Origin of the sequence: Saccharococcus thermophilus, from assembly GCF_011761475.1 — a bacterium.
GTDB lineage: Bacteria > Bacillota > Bacilli > Bacillales > Anoxybacillaceae > Saccharococcus > Saccharococcus thermophilus.
Genome location: NZ_JAASRS010000001.1, coordinates 938,484 through 956,693 on the forward strand (window position 1 = coordinate 938,484; position 18,210 = coordinate 956,693).

Below are 18,210 nucleotides of genomic sequence, written 5' to 3' on the forward strand. Positions count from 1 at the left end.
CATGCGGCTGACGGAACATTTTACCTATTTTTACAAAACAGCGAGGCAAAAACATAGAAAATCAATCGAATTTATAGTATTATATAATGTACTTAATTTTAGTAAAGGGGGAAGATAACTTGGATATTGCGGTAAAAAAACAAACGGACGTCCGTGTCAAGCAAGCAGAGAACGCTCCGAAAAATCCAACGTGGTGGATCATCGCCATTGCGTCCATCGTGTTGATCGGAGGTACGTTGTTTTTATACAGCCGCGTTTCCTGGCAGCAAGCGCTCCTTTACGTGTTAGGAGCGTTCGGCGGATTTATCTTGTACCAAGCGCACTTTGGCTTCACGTCCGCATGGCGCAAATTTATTTTATACCGACAAGGCGAAGGCATTCGCGCGCAAATGATCATGCTACTAGTGGCAAGCATTTTCTTCTTGCCGCTATTGTTGAAAGGATCGATCTTCGGTCATGCCGTGGCGGGCAATGTGCATGATGTCGGCATTTCCGTCATCGTCGGTGCGTTTATTTTCGGCATCGGCATGCAGCTCGGCGATGGTTGTGCATCGGGTACGCTGTACCATATCGGCGGAGGCGATACGAACGGCATTGTCACCTTAATCGGGTTTATCGCCGGCTCGGTCATCGCGACGACCCATTTTGATTTTTGGATGAACACGCCGCATCTTGCGCCAATTTCGCTGATCCACCAGCTTGGTGCATTTGGCGGTTTTCTGCTTCAGCTCGCACTGTTGGCACTCGTTTATTACGTTGTAACCGTCCTCGAAAAACGCCGCCACGGCAAACTGATTTCGATGAAAATCGAAAACAAAAACGGCTGGAAAGCGATTTATAAAGGCCCATGGTCACTTCTTGTCGGCGCTTTCTTGCTTGCCGTTATGAACGCTCTTGTATTAATGGTCAACGGCAAACCGTGGGGCATCACTTCCGCCTTCGCCCTTTGGGGAGCAAAATTCGTACAACTGTTTGGCGTTGATCCGACGCAATGGGTCTATTGGCAAGACCCGGCGAAGCTAAATGCACTGAAAAGCCCATTGTATCAAGATACGACAACGGTCATGGACATCAGCTTAATGTTCGGCGCCTTGCTGGCAGCGGCGTTTGCCGGCCGTTACGCCAAACCGATCCAGTGGAGACGACCATCGCGCATGACGATCGGCGCCCTCATCGGCGGTCTGATGATGGGATATGGCGCCCGCCTTGCGTTCGGCTGCAACATCGGCGCATACTTCAGCGGCATCGCCTCCTTCAGCGTCCACGGCTGGATTTGGTTCGTGTTTGCCTTCCTTGGCAGCCTCATCGGTGTCAAGCTGCGTCCGTATTGTGCGTATAAAAATTAAAGAAGGAATGGGAAAGAGAAGGTGAGAGGGCGCTTTCTCTTTTTTTAAATCAGTTTTTACGGTTTTCGATCTGTTTTCTAGATGAACGAAGAAAAATTACGTATTGCATGATTTGCAGTTAGAAAACGTATAGGGAGAGCATTGACGATCTTCTTGTGCTGTTTATTATCGAAAAAACTGGCTTCCTCCTCGGTAGTGTGCAAGGAGGAAGCCGGTTTCTTTTTGCCAATATCCCGTGGATGAGATTTTTTGCAGATTTTCTCTACTATGCATTAACTAACGGTACTAATATTAACTCCATTATTCCTAGTGAGCCAACATTTTGTACAGCTTGCTGTTGTTTATGCAACGCATTGCACCTTGTTTATATATAGGAAATAGGAAAGGAGCAGGAGACAACCTATCTCTTTTAATAATACTCGAAATATGGTATAATTTTCAATAAAACCTTTCTTGTAATTAGGTTGTAAGTATGGATCGTTCCTAATTATAAGTGTTTTTTATTAGACAATGATTTTTCTGGATTACCTACTTGATAAATGGAAGTTTGATTAGGAAGTGATCGAATGTTGAAAGAAGTTCATTATAAAAATTGGAAAAGTTTTTCTAATGCAACATTATACATTGATCCGTTAACAGTTTTGATTGGAACGAATGCAAGCGGAAAATCGAACGCGTTGGACGGTATCGCTTTTTTGAGCCGAGTGGTACAAGGAAAAGAGCTACAGACGATTTTATCGGGAGATTCTGCTCTTCTTTTAGAAGCGAATATTCAAGCGATACGCGGTGGTGTTGAATGGGCTGCTAAGCATCCACATTCTTCTTTTACATTAGAAGCGGTCATCGAAGGCGATGAAGAAACAGACTATCATTATAGCATTGAAGTGAGTACAAAATCCGATGTGGAGCTTGTTTCAGAGTCATTAGTGAAAATAGATAGAAAAATGAACAAACGGACAAAATTATTCACTGCTACAGCAGAGGAAGACAGCCCGACGGTTGCTGCTTCAGTTTATAATGGAAGACGCCCAAAAAAGAAACCGTTCAAACGTTCTGTATCGGTTATTAGCCAATTAAAAAACCAAGAAACACATCCTGAAGTGGATGAAGCTATACAACTTGTTGTGCATACATTGGAAAATGTTTTTATATTAGATCCCGCTCCTGCTTTGATGCGTGATTATAAACCGTTTTCCAACCGCCTTGCGAGCAATGCCTCTAATGTAGCAGGAGTGCTGGCGGCATTGCCGAAAGAAGAAAAGAAACAAACGGAAAAATTGCTTTCAAAATACGTCTCCCGCCTTCCGGAAGGAGATGTCCAGCGAGTTTGGGCGGAGCCGGTCGGCCGTTTTAAAACAGATGCGATGCTGTACTGTGAAGAGCAATGGCCGGGAAGCGACAAAAAGTTGATTGTCGATGCGCGCGGCATGTCGGATGGCACGCTACGTTTTATCGGAATTTTGACGGCATTATTGACCCGTCCGAAGGGAAGTCTTATTGTGATCGAAGAAATTGATAATGGCCTACACCCTTCCCGTGCGGGGATTTTAATTGATATGTTAAATGAAATTGGCACCGATCGGCAAATTGATATTTTAATGACAACACACAATCCAGCGTTACTCGATGAGTTAGGGCCAGAAATGATCCCGTTTATTATTGTTGCTCATCGTTCGATGGAGGACGGGGCAAGTGAATTGACACCATTAGAAGATATTCAATCGTTGCCGAAGCTTCTTGCAGGCGGATCGATTGGCAAGCTAGTAGCAGAAGGTGAAATCGAAGAAACGCTGTCGTGGCAAGGAAGTGAGGAGCGGTGAAGCGAAAAATCCTTGTCATTGATACGTCGATTTTATGCTGCTGGTTGCAAGTTCCCGGCAAAGAAACATGCGGCGCGCAAGGGAACATTTGGGACTACAGGCGTGTGAACGAGCTTTTGACGGAAGAAGAGAAACGTGGGGCAACGTTTGTCCTTCCGCTGGCAACGATCATTGAAACAGGCAACCATATCGCCCAAGCAGCAAAAGAACGATATGAATGCGCGAAAAAGCTCGTTCACATTATACAAAAGGCGTTAGACAAAGAGTCTCCTTGGGCGCAATTTTCCGAGCAAGCAGAGCTATGGACAGCTGATGAATTGCATAAACTCATTTCCGAATGGCCAAAGCAAGCGTCTGAGCGTTTATCGATTGGGGATGCAACGATTAAAACAGTGGCTGAATACTACGCAAGAGTGAATGGATGGGAAGTCGAAATTCTTACCGGCGACGAAGGGCTAAAAGCATATGAACCAGCAAAACCAACAAGAGTGCCAAGGAGACGAAGATCGTAAGATCATAGTGTCAAAAAAATAAACAGAAGATACATGTTGACGTATTGCATGATATGCAGTTAGAAATCGTATAGGGAGAGAACTGCCGATCGTCTTGTGCTGTTTATCATCGAAAAAACTGGCTTCCTCCTCGGTAGTGTGCAAGGAGGAAGCCGGTTTCTTTTTACCGTCCATCCTTGTTTTCTGTAGAATGAGGGTTTACTGTTTTCCTGCGCAGCAAAGCAGGTGCGGGGAACTACTGTTCAACCTCTTTTTTGCGAATTTGCTTGTTTTAGAACCATGCTCGTTTTTGTCATAAGCCATTGCCGATGGTATTGTACTAAAGTATACTATGGAAAAACAAGCAAGGAGTTGAAACTATGGATATTCGCGCGATTTTGAAGCGTGTTTCCCATCGAGATATGATTGAGCTCGCGATGAGCCTAATTGTGCTTGACAAAAAAGCAAAGGAGCGAGCGCTCCAGTTTTTGGAGGAAAAAGGGTATCTCAATGATGAACAGTTGGCACAGAAATATTATCACGAGTACCGTGACAAATTTTCAGAAACAATAGACATTATTTCCGAGTTTAATATGTACGGCGGTGGTCTGCAAGAGGAGGAATATCGTGCATATGAGAATATGGAACATATTCTTTCATTGCTTGAAGACGGGAAGCTGCCGGATGAATGCAGGGAGGAAATGATTCACGGATTGATGGAACAATACCTCGAGGGAAATTCGGGATTTGACGACGTCATATGGGGCTGGATTGAACAAATCGCCTGCGAAGAAGAGCATTGGCACCTTATTTTATCGTACTTGAAGCGGTCAAACAGCACATATGATCAATCGCTCATGCTAAAAATTTATCGGCACAAGCTTGGGGATGAAGATACATATGAACTAATGCGGATGCAGCAATTAACTTACGGAAGCGACTATTGGGATTATGTCCAATTTTTGCACCGCAAAGGAGAAGTGAAAAAAGCGCTCGACGTCGCGGAACAAGGATTGGAAAAAGGGCAAGGAGCTTTAGATACATTATATGAATACGTATTTCGGCACTACGATCAAATAGGAGAAAAAGGAAAGGCGCTTCAACTATTAAAACGATACTTCCAACACCGTCCTTCTTATGAGTTGTATAAGAAAACCATCTCTTATGCAGAGAAAAGCGAAAAAGAAGCAGTGAGGAAAGAATTGTATTCATTTGTTAGCGATCTCCGTTACTCTTCTATAAAAGCGGAAATTGACTATCAAGAAGGGAACAGCCAAGAACTCCTTCGCTATGTGACAAGAGACGCGTCCTATGCCGTGTACTCTCGCCACATCATCTATGAACGTTACTTGAACGAACGTCATCCGTCTGAGATGATTGCTTACTACAAACAGAAAGCAGAAGCGTTTATTGCGCAAAAAAACCGTAAAGCGTATCGTCATGCGGTGGAATATATAACAGAAATCCGCCATGTTTATATAAATATTCTTAAGCAGCCAAAAGAATGGGAAACCTACTACCAGCGCGTCATCGTTCCGTACCAAAGCCGGCTGCCTGCGTTTTTGGATGAGTGGAAAAAAGGAGTAAGGAATGAGGCGTCGATTTAGCTTTAGCTTGTTTCATACTGTTTGTCATAAGAAAAACTGGCTTCCTTATTGCTATCGCTGAAACGTGAAAAAGGAGCCAGTTTCTTTTTTAATGGTTTTTCGCGGCCGCTGGCTTTTAGGCTTGCTTATTTTGCTTTGGATTGCGTAGGAAACGAAAGAAAAAAGTTTGTTTCCCCACTTTCCAATCAAACATTAGGTAAGTGATATCATGAAAAGATGACTGAGCGCATGGTTGATCGAGTTAAAAGTGGAACTGTCTGATTTTGTCAAGAATTATTAGACGTTTTGTCGCTTATTTTTGTAAAATATAAGGTAAAAGTTACTAGTTTATCATATTAGCAGAAACAGCTTTTAAAGGAGCATTCCAAATGGCGTTGCGTGATCTTTTTTTACAAGTGATGAAGACGTACTTGCAAGAGAAACGAGAGAGATTTTCCAAAGAGCAGCCGGTGTTCCAATTAGTGATGAAAGCGATTCCGCAAGCAATCGAAAAGTTGCCTTTTATCCCGCAAGATCGCTACGTGATTAAAGGATCGGTTGGCCAAGGGGTATGGACGGATGTCCCTTGGGTCGCAATGATGGATAAAACCGTTACGACTTCGACGTAGCGCGGATATTATAAAAAGCGAACGGGAAAACCACTAGCTTCAGCTATGGGGATGAGAGCGAGCGTCGAACAAGGGAGGGGCTATTCCTCCTCTCGTAAGTCCGACAATTTTTGTTTTTCTTGTTCAAGTGCTTTTCTAACTAATTCTAAAAAAGCGGCTGTCCGAGTAGAAATGCAATTTCGTTTTTGATATTCTTCAACTTCCCTAAGAATAGGCGAAGGAATCCGCATTTCTACACGTTCACGTTTAACCGTCATTTTAATCACCTCCGCTTGTATTGTACGGGAAAATACCGTATAATACAAGTGTACGGTAAAATTACGTACATCAAGGAGGTGAAAAGAAGTGCATAAAACGTTTAAGTTTCGAATCTATCCCACAAAAGAACAAGAAATATTAATAAACAAGATGTTTGGATGTTGCCGTTTTGTTTTCAATCACTTCTTAGCCAAGTGGAATGAAACGTATGAACAAACAGGCAAAGGATTAACCTATAACGCCTGTGCCAATCAGTTAACCCAATTAAAAAAGGAATTGGAATGGTTAAAAGAAGCGGATTCTACAACATTGCAAAATGCATTGAAACATCTAGATGACGCATTTAAACGATTTTTTCAAAAGCAGAATAACCGTCCACGCTTCAAAAGCAAGAAAAATCCTGTCCAATCTTACACTAGCCAATGCAATTACCCAAAAAAAGGAAGACCAACGATCGAAGTAGTTGGAAATCAAATTAAACTACCCAAGTTAGGATGGGTAACATTTGCAAAATCAAGAGAAGTCAAAGGAAAAATCCTTTCTGCTACGATCCGCCGCAATCCATCAGGCAAATATTTTGTAGCTATTACTTGCGAAACGGAGATTAAATCGTTACCAACTTCCGAAAAGGCAGTGGGTGTTGACCTAGGATTAAAAGATTTTGTAATCCTCTCTACTGGCAAAAAAATCAATGCTCCGAAATACTTCAGAAAGTATGAAAAGAAGCTAGCAAGGTGGCAACGAATCCTATCTCGCCGCCAAAAAGGCGGATCTAACTGGAACAAAGCACGATTAAAGGTGGTTCAAATTCATGAAAAGATCGTAAACGCAAGACGTGATTTTCTTCATAAGTTGTCCACCAAACTGATTGACGAAAACCAAGTAATCTGTTTGGAGGACTTGCAAGTAAAAAACATGGTTAAGAATCATCATCTGGCAAAATCAATCACAGATGCGTCTTGGTCTGAGTTTGTAGATATGTTGGAATATAAGGCGAAATGGTATGGCAGAACCATCGTAAAAATGGACAAACAATTTCCATCTTCACAACTTTGCTCTGAATGTAGCTATCAAAACAAAGAAGTCAAAAACCTAAACTTGCGGGTGTGGACATGCCCGAATTGCGGAGCGCACCATGACCGGGACGTAAACGCAGCTATAAACATCTTACAAGAAGGGATAAGACTATTCACCGCCGGGCCGGCGGGTTGAGCTTGGTCCATTTCTCTTCGGTAGAAGGGATTACCCAAGAATCCCCTGCCTTTAGGCATGGGGAGTGGTCAAGCACTTCTGCTTTCGCATGAATTAGGAATTGATGTGGAAAAAGCTGTTATAGATAAAATAAAGAAAAATGAACAGAAGTATCCGATTGAGAAATCGTTTGGGTCAAAAAAGAAATATACTGAATTATAAAATTGAATAGTGTTGGTTGATTTGTTAGATGTATGTTCGCTGTTCCAATTGGAAACCATAGTAATGTCCACCCCTTGGTAGTTGGTTTTGGTCACTGTATATGATTTCGAAGGTGGTGGATTTTTTATGTGCATTTATCCATTCGTTATGTGTTTTGCAACGCGTTCAGAGATGATGTATAAAAGTTTGTGTAAAGCATTTTGCTAGAACAAAAGAAAAAAGGTAGGGTATTCTCTGATTGGACCAAAAATCTTAGAGAAAGGAGTACCCTACCTATGTCTAAAAGAAGTATACCGAATGTCGACTGGGCAAATCAACTGGAAAGTGTCATTCGTCAGTTTGTGAAGGAAAAATTAGAGCTGATTATGCGGGAAGAAATCAAACATTTCCTCGAAATCGAACAGGCTGGAACGCCGAATATGAGAAACGGCTACTATCAGCGAAATCTAGATACGCAATATGGCCGGATTGAGGGTCTTTTGGTTCCAAGAGACCGAAACGGGGAATTTCAAACACAGTTGTTTGCCCCTTATCAACGCCACACCGGCTGGCTGGAGGAAGCCATCATTAGGATGTATCAAAGTGGCATGAGTACACGGGAAATTGGCAAGTTTATCGAACGAATTCTAGGAAATGCTTATTCTCCAGCGACGATCAGCCGTATTACCGATGTCGTGAAAGAAGACATCGAGAAATGGCACCATCGTCCACTATCCAAACGTTATTCTGTCTTATATTTGGACGGCTTGTACGTGAAACTTCGCCGCGATACGGTAGAGAAAGAAGTCATTTATGTGGTGTTAGGAGTGAATGAAGAAGGGTATCGAGAAATTCTGGATTTCTTCGTGGGAGGACAAGAAAGCGCCTATGGATGGCAGGAAATTCTTCAACACCTCTACCAAAGAGGCGTCAAGGAAGTGCTTCTTGGCGTCTTCGATGGCCTTCCGGGGCTGGAGGAAGCCTTTAAGGCGGTGTATCCGAAAGCCGATGTGCAGCGCTGTGTCGTGCACAAAGTCCGCAACACCCTCAGCCGTGTTCGGAAAAAAGACCAATTCGAAGTGGCCGAGGATCTCAAGCTGATTTATCGCGCGCCGAATAAGGAGATGGCGTTACAAATGTTTCAACAGTTTGAGTCGAAATGGTCCAGCAAATATCCAAGAGAAGTTCAGTCTTGGGCCAATGAGTTGGATGTCCTCCTTACATTTATGGATTATCCAAGCAGTATTCGAAGTGTGATTTACACGACGAATGTCATCGAACGAACGATCAAAGAGATTCGGAAACGTCTAAAGCCGATGAACAGTTTGAGCAGTTTAGAAGCCGCGGAAAAAGTCGTGTATTTGACCATCCAAGATTTTAATGAGAAATGGGCAGGGCGAAAGTTAAGAGGATTTGCCGAAGCGCAGGAAGCTCTTCAACGAATGTTTGAAGAACGTTATTGTTAACCAAATATTGTAAATAAACAAAATAGGAGGATTCTCCCTTTCCACACAAGAGACTGAATATTCAGTCTCTCGTGTGGAGGAAATATCCCCCCTCTATTCTAAATCCATTTCAGAGATACCCTATCTATCTTACATTACACAAAATTCTTGACGGTACCCGTTCAGACAACAAAGGTATATAAAAATAAATCATGAGAAACCATTCAAAAAATAAGAAAAAAGTCTTGGATTAATCAACTAAAAGGGGCATCGTGAAATTAGTTTTGTCCAGATAAGCTGCCTCGCGTTCATTGAGCGGGAGGCAGTTTGCTTTTATTGGATAGGTTGGCAGGAAGATTCGACCGCTTTTCGACAAAATTCAACAATATTATTCTTGTTATTTTAGTAAAATAGGATTATGTCATTAATGGTTGAAGGAGCATGGATCGCATGGGATCTAAAGGAATGATTGACAATAAGCAGAGTGGTTTAGTGGGGGATGTTTTAAAAGAATATATAACCAAAGGAAGTAAACTGTCGATTGCCGCGGCACATTTGACATTATATGCGTTTGTGGAGCTGAAAAAAGAGCTATCACAACTCGATGAATTCCGTTTCATTTTCACAGAGCCTGCCTTTGTGCGCGGAGACCGTGCGTTAAAAGGACTAATGGAGAAAAATGAAGCGGCACTGTATGGAGTGGAAGAAGAACGAAAATATAAAGTAGAGTTAAATCAAGCATACATAGCCAAAGAATTAGCGAAATGGCTGAAGCGAAAAGCACAAATTAAATCAGTCAACAATCAGCGCATTCAAGGCGGTTTGTATCATGTCAAAAACAACGATGGAACGCAAATCGGCCTAATCGGCGGTGCGCCGTTTTCCAGCCCTGGGCTAGGGTACAGCAACTCTTCCAATATTTATATTAATCATATTGTCGACGATGAGGAGTCAAATACCCAGCTGCTTCGTCAGTTTGACGTCATTTGGCAAGATGAACAAGCGCTACAAGATGTGAAAGACGAAATATTGCGGCGCTTGGAAGTGATGTATAAAGAAAATTCACCGGAGTTCATTTACTTCGTGACGCTCTACAATCTATTTAAAGGCTTCTTGCAAGATGCGAAAAACTACGAATCGCTACAAACAAGAACGGGATTTGAAAATACGGTCATTTGGAACAAACTCTACGATTTTCAGCGCGATGGGGTAATTGGCGCCATCAATAAAATTGAAACGTATGGGGGATGCATCATCGCCGACAGCGTCGGGCTCGGAAAAACGTTTGAGGCGTTAGCTGTCATTAAATATTATGAACTGCGCAATCATCGCGTTCTTGTGCTGGCACCAAAAAAATTGAGGGAAAACTGGGCTATTTACCGTTTAAACGATAAACGCAACATTTTAGCGGAAGACCGCTTTTCCTATGACTTGCTCAACCATACCGATTTATCGCGTGAGCGCGGATATAGCGGCGATATTAATTTGGAACATGTGAACTGGGGAAATTATGACCTAGTCGTTATCGATGAATCGCACAACTTTCGCAATAATGATCCGCGCAACGATCGAGTGACGAGATATTCCCGCTTGATGAACGACATTATTAAAGCGGGAGTGAAAACGAAAGTGTTAATGCTTTCTGCCACTCCTGTCAATAATAAGCTCGATGATTTAAAAAATCAGATAGCATTCATTACGGAAGGAAATGACAAGGCGCTAGCGGAAACGGCGAACATCAAAAGCATTAGCCAAACGATCCGCCGCGCACAGTCGCAGTTCAACAAATGGAGCAATCTTCCTGAAGAAGAGCGGACTACTGAGCGGTTGTTAGATATGCTAAACTGGGATTATTTCACCTTGCTTGACTCATTAACAATCGCCCGTTCTCGCCGCCATATCGAAAAATATTACAATGTGAATGCGATCGGCTCGTTTCCGACCCGCCTGAAGCCAATCAATATTAAAGAAACGATTGACGCCAAAGATGAATTTCCGCCGCTCGAGAAAATCAATAATGAAATATTGCGGTTGCGATTGGCGGTATATTCGCCGATGCAATATATTTTGCCGCATAAAAAGGCCGTTTATAGCGAAAAGTACGATACGAAAGTAGCAAACGGAAGAATTTTTAAACAAACCGACCGGGAAAATAACCTTGTCTATTTAATGAAGTCCAACTTGTTGAAACGATTAGAAAGCAGCATTCATTCCTTTTCTTTAACATTGGAAAACATCATTCATCAGATTGATTCGCACATTCAAAAAATCGATCAATATGACCCGAAAAACGAAACGATCGGAGATATTAACGATATAGATATGGAAGATCCAGACTTAGAAGATGCGTTAATTGGCTCGAAAGTGAAAATTTTCATCAAAGATATGGACTTAATCCGCTGGAAGCAAGATTTATTATATGACCGCGAAATTTTAGCGAAGTTGCTTGTCCAAGCGCGAAAAGTAACGCCAGAGCGTGATAAAAAATTATTGGCATTGAAAAAAGTCATTCAAAACAAAATTGAGAATCCGATTAACGGCCAAAACAAGAAATTGCTGATTTTTACCGCGTTTGCGGATACGGCGAAATATTTATATGAAAACTTGCACAAGTGGATTTATCGCCATTTTGGTTTGCACTCCGCCGTTGTAACTGGCTCGGATCATCCAAAGACAACATTAAAAATGAAAAAAGTCGATTTTAATAATGTCCTAATGAACTTTTCACCTATTTCGAAAGAACGGGCAAAAGTGATGCCCGAGATGAAAGAGGAAATTGACATACTGATCGCTACCGACTGTATTTCCGAAGGGCAAAACTTGCAAGACTGCGATTATCTCGTTAACTATGATATCCATTGGAATCCGGTCCGTATTATTCAACGTTTTGGTCGTATCGATCGGATTGGCAGCAAAAATGAACGAATTCAACTCGTTAACTTCTGGCCATCGATAGAACTTGATGAATATATTAATCTCGTCAACAGGGTAAAAGACCGAATGACCATTCTTGATATTTCTTCCACCGGAGAAGAAAATGTCATTGCCGACAACAGCAATGAAATGAAAGATTTGGAATACCGCCGCAAACAGCTCGAAAAACTGCAAAACGAAGTCATTGATCTAGAGGACATTTCCGGAAACATTTCTTTAACCGATTTTACGTTAGACGACTTCCGCATGGATTTATTAAATTTCATGAAGGAACATAAAGAAGCCGTAGAAAAAGCGCCACTAGGGCTTTTTAGCATTACCGTGAATAAAAACGAAAAGCTAAAAGACGAAATTCAACCTGGGGTTATTTTCTGTCTAAAACAAATCGATCACGTTGCATCATCAAACGAACAAAACGCGCTCCATCCATATTATTTAGTGTACGTGCGGGAAGACGGTACGGTGTTGTATAACCATGTCCACGTAAAGAAAATTTTAGATTTATACCGTTCGCTATGCAACGGAAAAAAAGAAGTGGAATGGGATTTATACGAAACGTTTTACCAAGAAACGAAAAACGGAAAAGACATGGGGCGATATAAGGCGCTGCTGGAAAAAGCGGTAGAAGATATCGTTGGAAAAATCGATCAGCAAATAACGCTGAACATATTTAGCCTCGGAAGCTTGGACAGCTTAGTGACGAACGCGATTACGAGTTTGCAAGACTTTGAAATTATCTCTTATCTTATCATTAAAGGGTGAGAGCGGTGGCTGGATTCACATTTTATGCTAGAATAGGGCTGGACGATAAAGTCCGCCCTTTACATAAGAAGTTGGATAAAAAAATGTTTTACGATTTTGCCGATTTAACGAAAAAGGAAAAAGACTATATTACGAAATACGTCGATCGGATCGAGCTAACGTATTTACTGACTCCGAGTGTGGTGAATATCCAGCCATTCATCAATGAGGATTACCATTACGAAGGAGTTATGTTTATCACGATTCGATTAAGGCAGGAAACGAAAGATGCCCACCTTTCTGTCATTGGCGAAATTATCCAAGGAGCATTGCCAAATCCTGTCGTCATCGTGTTTGAAAAAGAAGGAAATATTCAGGTTGGTACGTGTTTAAAGCGATTAAACAAAATCGATAAGACGCAAGTCGTTTTGGAAGAATTTGCGTATACTCCGTGGTTTTCATCCGACAGTGACGATGAAATGGTTCGGCGATTCATCGATGCGGTTCACATAACAGCGCTATCTTTTTCCCACTTCTTTCGGTTTTATCAAGACATTCATATCGCGGTACAGGCGTTTCAGCACGTGAAAGCGGTAGGCGCGTTTTACATCGCTACCGACGAAGAATCGCGACAGCTAATCGCGCAAATTGAACAGGCCGAAGCAGAAATTGCGAAATGGAAAAACAAAATTAAAAAAGAAACGCAATTTAACCGGAAAGTAGAGTACAACATGAAAATTCAACAGCTAACGAAGCAAATCGAGCAATGGAAACAACAATTGCGATGAAAGGGGAAGCACAATGGAAAAACTAGATGGAAAATCGATGGATATTGTAAAAGCGAACATCGAGGCGTTAAAGCAACTATTCCCAGAAGTGGTCACCGAAGAAAAAATCGATTTTGAAAAACTAAAACTGATTCTTGGGGAAGAGATCGAAACACGCAATGAAAAATATGAATTTACATGGCACGGCAAAACACAGGCAATGAAACTCGCACAAACGCCATCTACTGGCACGCTGCGGCCGGATAAAGCATCCAGCAAAAACTGGGCTACGACCGAAAACCTTTATATTGAAGGCGACAACCTCGAAGTATTGAAGCTGTTGCAAAAATCGTATTTCGGAAAGATTAAAATGATCTATATCGACCCGCCATATAATACAGGGAAGGATTTTGTGTACAAAGATGATTTCCGTGATAATATCAAAAATTACAAAGAAATCACGCAACAGACGACAAAAGCGAACACAGAAACGAGCGGGAGATTTCATACCGATTGGCTGAATATGATGTATCCGCGGTTAAAGTTGGCACGGAATTTGTTGAGAGAGGATGGAGTTATACTAATAAGTATTAACGATTCAGAGATTACTAATCTAAAAAAATTGTGTGAAGAAATTTTTGGAGAAGAAAATCATATTTGCGATTTTGTTTGGCAAAATAAAAAGGGTGGAGGAAACGATTCAAAGTTTATTGCAGTTGAGCATGAGTATATTGTCGTGTTTGCAAAAAATTTAAATGTGCTCCCTCCTTTCTTTGAAGCATATTCTGAAGAATATTTAAAACGATACAAAGAAGAAGACGAAAAAGGAAAGTTTTATTGGGATACATTTAAAAGAAAATCAGGAAAGCAATATTATCCAATTACTTGTCCAGATGGAACAGTATTGGAATATGATGAATATGGAAATAAGATTAGTTGGTTAAGATCGCAAGATAGATTTTATAAAGATTTAGAAGAGGGAGAAATCCGATTTGTTAAAACTGAAAATGGCTGGTCGGTTCAATTTAAACAAAGATTACCAAAAGGAAAAAAGCCTAGAAGCATTTTGGATGATAAAGGAAACACTAGTACTGGAGCAGAGGAAGTTTTCAATCTTTTTAACCGCCATGTGTTCTCCAATCCAAAACCTGTTGAATTAATTAAATATTTTATTGAATTTTTAACTGATGATAACGATATTATTTTAGATTTTTTTAGTGGTTCAGCCACTACTGCCCATTCAGTAATATTGTCGAATGCAAAATCAACAAGTCGAAAAAATAAATTTATATTGGTTCAGTTGCCGGAAATACTCAAAGAAAATGACGAAGCGTATAAAGCCGGTTATAAAAACATTTGTGAAATCGGCAAAGAACGCATCCGACGCGCGGGCGAGAAAATCGTTCAGGAAACGGGAAAAACGGATTTAGATATCGGCTTTAAAGTGTTTAAGCTCGATTCTTCGAACGTGAAAACATGGGATCCTGATTTCGACAACTTGGAGCAAACCCTTTTCGATTTGCAGGATAACATTAAAGAAGACCGCACGAAAGAAGATTTGTTGTATGAGATTTTACTGAAAATCGGCCTGCCGCTCACCACACCGATTGAAGAAATTGATTATAACGGCAAAACGATTTATAACGTTGCCTATGGTTCCGTGTTAGTATGTTTAGAAGATGACATCGATTTGGATATCGTTCAGGAGATGTTGAAATATCAATCCGAGCATATGCCGCCGAAAGTCATTTTCAAAGAGTCTGGCTTTATTAGCGACGCCGTGAAAACGAACGCGATTCAAACATTGAAAAAGCACGGAATCACGGATGTTAGGAGTGTGTAACCGATGAAGCTGAAGTTTATCGCGGACTTGGATTATCAAAAGCGGGCGATTGATTCCGTTGTGCAAATTTTTAAAGGGCAAGAAATGAGCCAGTCCAACTTCACCGTTTCGTATGGACCAAACGCGGGAATGATTCAAACGGATTTAGGCGTAGGGAATCGTTTAGACCTTACGCCGGAAGAAATTTTAAAAAACGTGCAGGACATTCAAATGAAAAACGGCCTGCCGCGCAGTGAGCGGCTTGATGGCATGCATTTTACCGTTGAAATGGAGACAGGTACGGGGAAGACATATGTCTATTTACGGACGATTTACGAATTGCATAAACATTACGGATTTACGAAATTTGTCATTGTTGTTCCGTCCGTGGCGATTCGCGAAGGGGTGTACAAGTCGCTGCAAATTACGAGGGACCATTTTAATGAACTGTATGACCATACGCCGGTTGAGTACTTTATTTACGACTCGCAAAAACTGGATCAAGTCCGTAACTTTGCGACAGCGACAACGATTCAAATCATGATTATTAATATTGACGCGTTCCGAAAAAGCTTTGAAGACCCTGATAAAGAAGATAAAGCGAACGTTATCCACCGTCCGAACGACCGTTTGAATGGCTATCGACCAATCGAATTTATTCAACAGACAAACCCGATTGTTATTATCGACGAACCGCAAAGCGTCGATACGACGCCGAAATCAAAAGAAGCAATCGCTTCGCTCCATCCGCTTTGCACACTGCGCTACTCGGCGACGCATGTGGAAAAATATAATATGGTGTATCGCCTCGATGCAGTCGACGCGTATAATCAAAAACTCGTCAAAAAAATTGAAGTCATGTCCGTTCGTTCCGAGCCGTCTTTTAACGTACCGTATATAAAACTAATCGAGGTAAAGGAAGGAAAAGCGAAGATCGAATTGGACGTCGAATCGCGCGGAAAGGTGAAACGGACGACGAAAACGGTGAAATACGGAGACGATTTGTACGATATTTCCGGGGAGCGCGAATTGTATCGCGGTTATATCGTCGAGCAGATTGATTGGACGGAAGGGAACGAAGCGATCGAAATCAATGGCTACCGCTTGCAAATTGGAGAAGCGATCGGCGATTTGGACGACGATGCGATCAGACGGTATCAAATCCGCAAAACGATCGAAGAGCATTTGAACAAAGAGCTGCAGCTTCGCCGCCGCGGCATTAAAGTATTAAGCCTTTTCTTTATCGACAAAGTCGCCCATTACCGCGATTATGATAAAGACGGCAATCCGATTAAAGGAAAATATGCGGTGATGTTTGAGGAAGAATATAAGAATTTGATCCAAAAACCGAAATACCGCCAACTCTGGGACGACCCAGGCATTGATCCGGACGTAGAAAAAGCACACAACGGGTATTTCGCGCAAGACAAAAAGGGTCGTCTGAAAGATACAAAAGGAAATACGGAAGCAGACACCGATGTGTACAACCTTATTATGAAAGACAAAGAACGGCTGCTTAGCCTCAATGAGCCGCTTCGCTTTATTTTCTCTCATTCGGCGCTTCGTGAAGGATGGGATAACCCTAACGTCTTTCAAATTTGCACGTTGAAAGACTCCGCAGGAACGTACGTATCGAGACGCCAAGAAATCGGACGCGGATTGCGTCTGGCTGTCAACCAAAACGGGGAGCGTGTGCAGGACTATCATATCAACACGCTAACGGTCATGGCGAACGAATCGTACGAAGAGTTTGTTGCGACGCTGCAAAAAGAAATCGAAGAAGAAACAGGAGTCAAATTCGGCAAAATCGAAAAACATATATTTGCTAAACTCGTCTATGTCGACGAGAAGACGGAAGAGCCGGTGCAAATAGGCTATGACTTATCGGTAAAATTATATGAAGAATTAAAACAAAACGGTTATATTGACAAGCATAGCATGGTCACCTCTGAATTAAAGAAAGCGATAGAAAACTATGACTTGCGCTTAAGCGCGGAGTTTCAACCATGGCTTCCGGCGATCGTAAAAGAAATAAAACGCCACTTGCAAGCATTGCCGATCAAAGACGCGACCAAAAAACAAAAAGTGAAATTAAATATGTCCGTATTCAATCAGGAAGAATTCAGACAGTTATGGGACAAAATCAAATATAAAACGGTCTATTCCGTCGATTTCGACAGTGAACAATTGATTCAAAAGTGTATTGAAAGCATTCAAACGATGCCGCGCATTGAGAAAATTCGCATTTTAAGCCGCAAGGGAAAAGTTGAAATCGACCGCATGACAGGAGTACAGGCGCAAACGGTAAGCGAAAGCGTCGAAGATTACGTCAGCTTGCACCATACGCTTCCAGATGTCATTACCGAACTGCAAAACCGCACCAATTTAACGCGGAAGACGATCGTCCGTATTTTAACCGGCTGCAAGCGGCTAGAGGATTTCAAAAACAATCCGCAAAAATTTATCGAAGAAGTAACAAAGATCATCCAGCGTGAAATGAAGCAGCTGTTAAAAGACGGAGTGAAATATTATAAAATCGGAGACGATGCGTATTATGCGGTGGAGCTATTCCAAAACGAAGAGCTGCTTGCTTACTTGAATGACAACGCTATTCCGAGCGAAAAGTCGCTGTTTGACCATATCGTCTATGATTCAGATGTGGAAGAGCGTTTTGCCCGACGCTTTGAGAACGACGAAAAAGTAAAAGTATATGTAAAGCTGCCAAGCTGGTTTAAAATTGACACGCCGATTGGCGCCTACAACCCTGACTGGGCGCTTGTCATTGAGAAAGACGGGGAAGAAAAGCTGTACTTCGTCCTTGAGACGAAAGGACAGGAATGGGAAGGAGAATTGCGTCCGGGCGAATCGGCAAAAATCGCGTTTGCCCGCAAACACTTTGAAGCAATTGGCACGGATATTGAGTTTGTCGGCCCGGAGAATGATGTGGAGGCGTTTATGCTGCGGGCGGTTAACCGTTAA

13 protein-coding genes are annotated in these 18,210 nt (G+C 41.9%); 12 read left to right on the top strand and 1 reads right to left on the bottom strand.

What is annotated here, in order from left to right:
- Positions 1-119: 119 nt before the first annotated feature.
- From BDD39_RS04915 to BDD39_RS04935, 5 genes are all read left to right on the top strand, one after another.
- On the top strand, positions 120-1,346 hold the full coding sequence (locus BDD39_RS04915) for a YeeE/YedE family protein (RefSeq protein WP_166908672.1): 1,227 nt from the start codon (positions 120-122) through the stop codon (positions 1,344-1,346).
- Between the two features lie 566 nt (positions 1,347-1,912).
- Complete coding sequence (locus tag BDD39_RS04920; protein ID WP_166908674.1) at positions 1,913-3,166, top strand: AAA family ATPase; 1,254 nt, start codon at positions 1,913-1,915, stop codon at positions 3,164-3,166.
- A complete protein-coding gene (locus tag BDD39_RS04925) occupies positions 3,163-3,678 on the top strand; it encodes a hypothetical protein (protein ID WP_143415793.1) in 516 nt (171 codons plus the stop codon). Before BDD39_RS04920 ends, BDD39_RS04925 begins: the two co-directional genes overlap by 4 nt.
- A 359-nt stretch (positions 3,679-4,037) precedes the next feature.
- Entirely contained in the window at positions 4,038-5,264 is a 1,227-nt protein-coding gene (locus BDD39_RS04930) for a hypothetical protein (protein ID WP_166908676.1), read from the top strand.
- Between the two features lie 368 nt (positions 5,265-5,632).
- Complete coding sequence (locus BDD39_RS04935; protein WP_166908678.1) at positions 5,633-5,872, top strand: MrcB family domain-containing protein; 240 nt, start codon at positions 5,633-5,635, stop codon at positions 5,870-5,872.
- 80 nt (positions 5,873-5,952) lie between these two features.
- Here the strand turns inward: BDD39_RS04935 and BDD39_RS04940 are convergent, their stop codons facing one another.
- On the bottom strand, positions 5,953-6,129 hold the full coding sequence (locus BDD39_RS04940) for a hypothetical protein (protein WP_166908679.1): 177 nt from the start codon (positions 6,127-6,129) through the stop codon (positions 5,953-5,955).
- A gap of 88 nt (positions 6,130-6,217) precedes the next feature.
- Between BDD39_RS04940 and tnpB the strand changes: the two genes are divergently transcribed.
- The 7 genes from tnpB (at position 6,218) to BDD39_RS04980 (ending at position 18,210) form a co-directional block, all read left to right on the top strand.
- Complete coding sequence (gene tnpB / locus BDD39_RS04945) at positions 6,218-7,342, top strand: IS200/IS605 family element RNA-guided endonuclease TnpB (RefSeq protein WP_166908680.1); 1,125 nt, start codon at positions 6,218-6,220, stop codon at positions 7,340-7,342.
- 57 nt (positions 7,343-7,399) lie between these two features.
- Positions 7,400-7,543: a MazG-like family protein gene (locus tag BDD39_RS04950; protein ID WP_243845986.1), complete on the top strand. Its 144-nt coding sequence runs from the start codon at positions 7,400-7,402 to the stop codon at positions 7,541-7,543.
- A gap of 275 nt (positions 7,544-7,818) precedes the next feature.
- The gene (locus BDD39_RS04960) at positions 7,819-8,988 is read left to right on the top strand and encodes an IS256 family transposase (RefSeq protein ID WP_166907073.1); all 1,170 of its coding nucleotides are present in this window, start codon (positions 7,819-7,821) and stop codon (positions 8,986-8,988) included.
- Positions 8,989-9,417: 429 nt separating this feature from the next.
- The gene (locus BDD39_RS04965) at positions 9,418-12,663 is read left to right on the top strand and encodes a helicase-related protein (RefSeq protein WP_166908681.1); all 3,246 of its coding nucleotides are present in this window, start codon (positions 9,418-9,420) and stop codon (positions 12,661-12,663) included.
- Positions 12,664-12,668: 5 nt separating this feature from the next.
- Positions 12,669-13,430, top strand: coding sequence for a DUF4391 domain-containing protein (locus BDD39_RS04970; protein ID WP_166908682.1), 762 nt, complete (start codon positions 12,669-12,671; stop codon positions 13,428-13,430).
- 13 nt (positions 13,431-13,443) lie between these two features.
- Positions 13,444-15,252 (top strand): site-specific DNA-methyltransferase, encoded by a 1,809-nt coding sequence (locus tag BDD39_RS04975; RefSeq protein ID WP_166908683.1) that lies wholly within the window; start codon positions 13,444-13,446, stop codon positions 15,250-15,252.
- Between the two features lie 3 nt (positions 15,253-15,255).
- A complete protein-coding gene (locus BDD39_RS04980; protein WP_166908684.1) occupies positions 15,256-18,210 on the top strand; it encodes a type III restriction-modification system endonuclease in 2,955 nt (984 codons plus the stop codon).

Excerpts from the sequence above, each read along its gene's own strand:
- BDD39_RS04920 (WP_166908674.1), top strand. The coding sequence starts at position 1,913 with ATGTTGAAAGAAGTTCATTATAAAAATTGGAAAAGTTTTTCTAATGCA.
- BDD39_RS04930 (WP_166908676.1), top strand. The coding sequence starts at position 4,038 with ATGGATATTCGCGCGATTTTGAAGCGTGTTTCCCATCGAGATATGATT.
- BDD39_RS04935 (WP_166908678.1), top strand. The coding sequence starts at position 5,633 with ATGGCGTTGCGTGATCTTTTTTTACAAGTGATGAAGACGTACTTGCAA.
- BDD39_RS04940 (WP_166908679.1), bottom strand. The coding sequence starts at position 6,129 with ATGACGGTTAAACGTGAACGTGTAGAAATGCGGATTCCTTCGCCTATT.
- BDD39_RS04950 (WP_243845986.1), top strand. The coding sequence starts at position 7,400 with ATGGGGAGTGGTCAAGCACTTCTGCTTTCGCATGAATTAGGAATTGAT.
- BDD39_RS04960 (WP_166907073.1), top strand. The coding sequence starts at position 7,819 with ATGTCTAAAAGAAGTATACCGAATGTCGACTGGGCAAATCAACTGGAA.
- BDD39_RS04965 (WP_166908681.1), top strand. The coding sequence starts at position 9,418 with ATGGGATCTAAAGGAATGATTGACAATAAGCAGAGTGGTTTAGTGGGG.
- BDD39_RS04975 (WP_166908683.1), top strand. The coding sequence starts at position 13,444 with ATGGAAAAACTAGATGGAAAATCGATGGATATTGTAAAAGCGAACATC.
- BDD39_RS04980 (WP_166908684.1), top strand. The coding sequence starts at position 15,256 with ATGAAGCTGAAGTTTATCGCGGACTTGGATTATCAAAAGCGGGCGATT.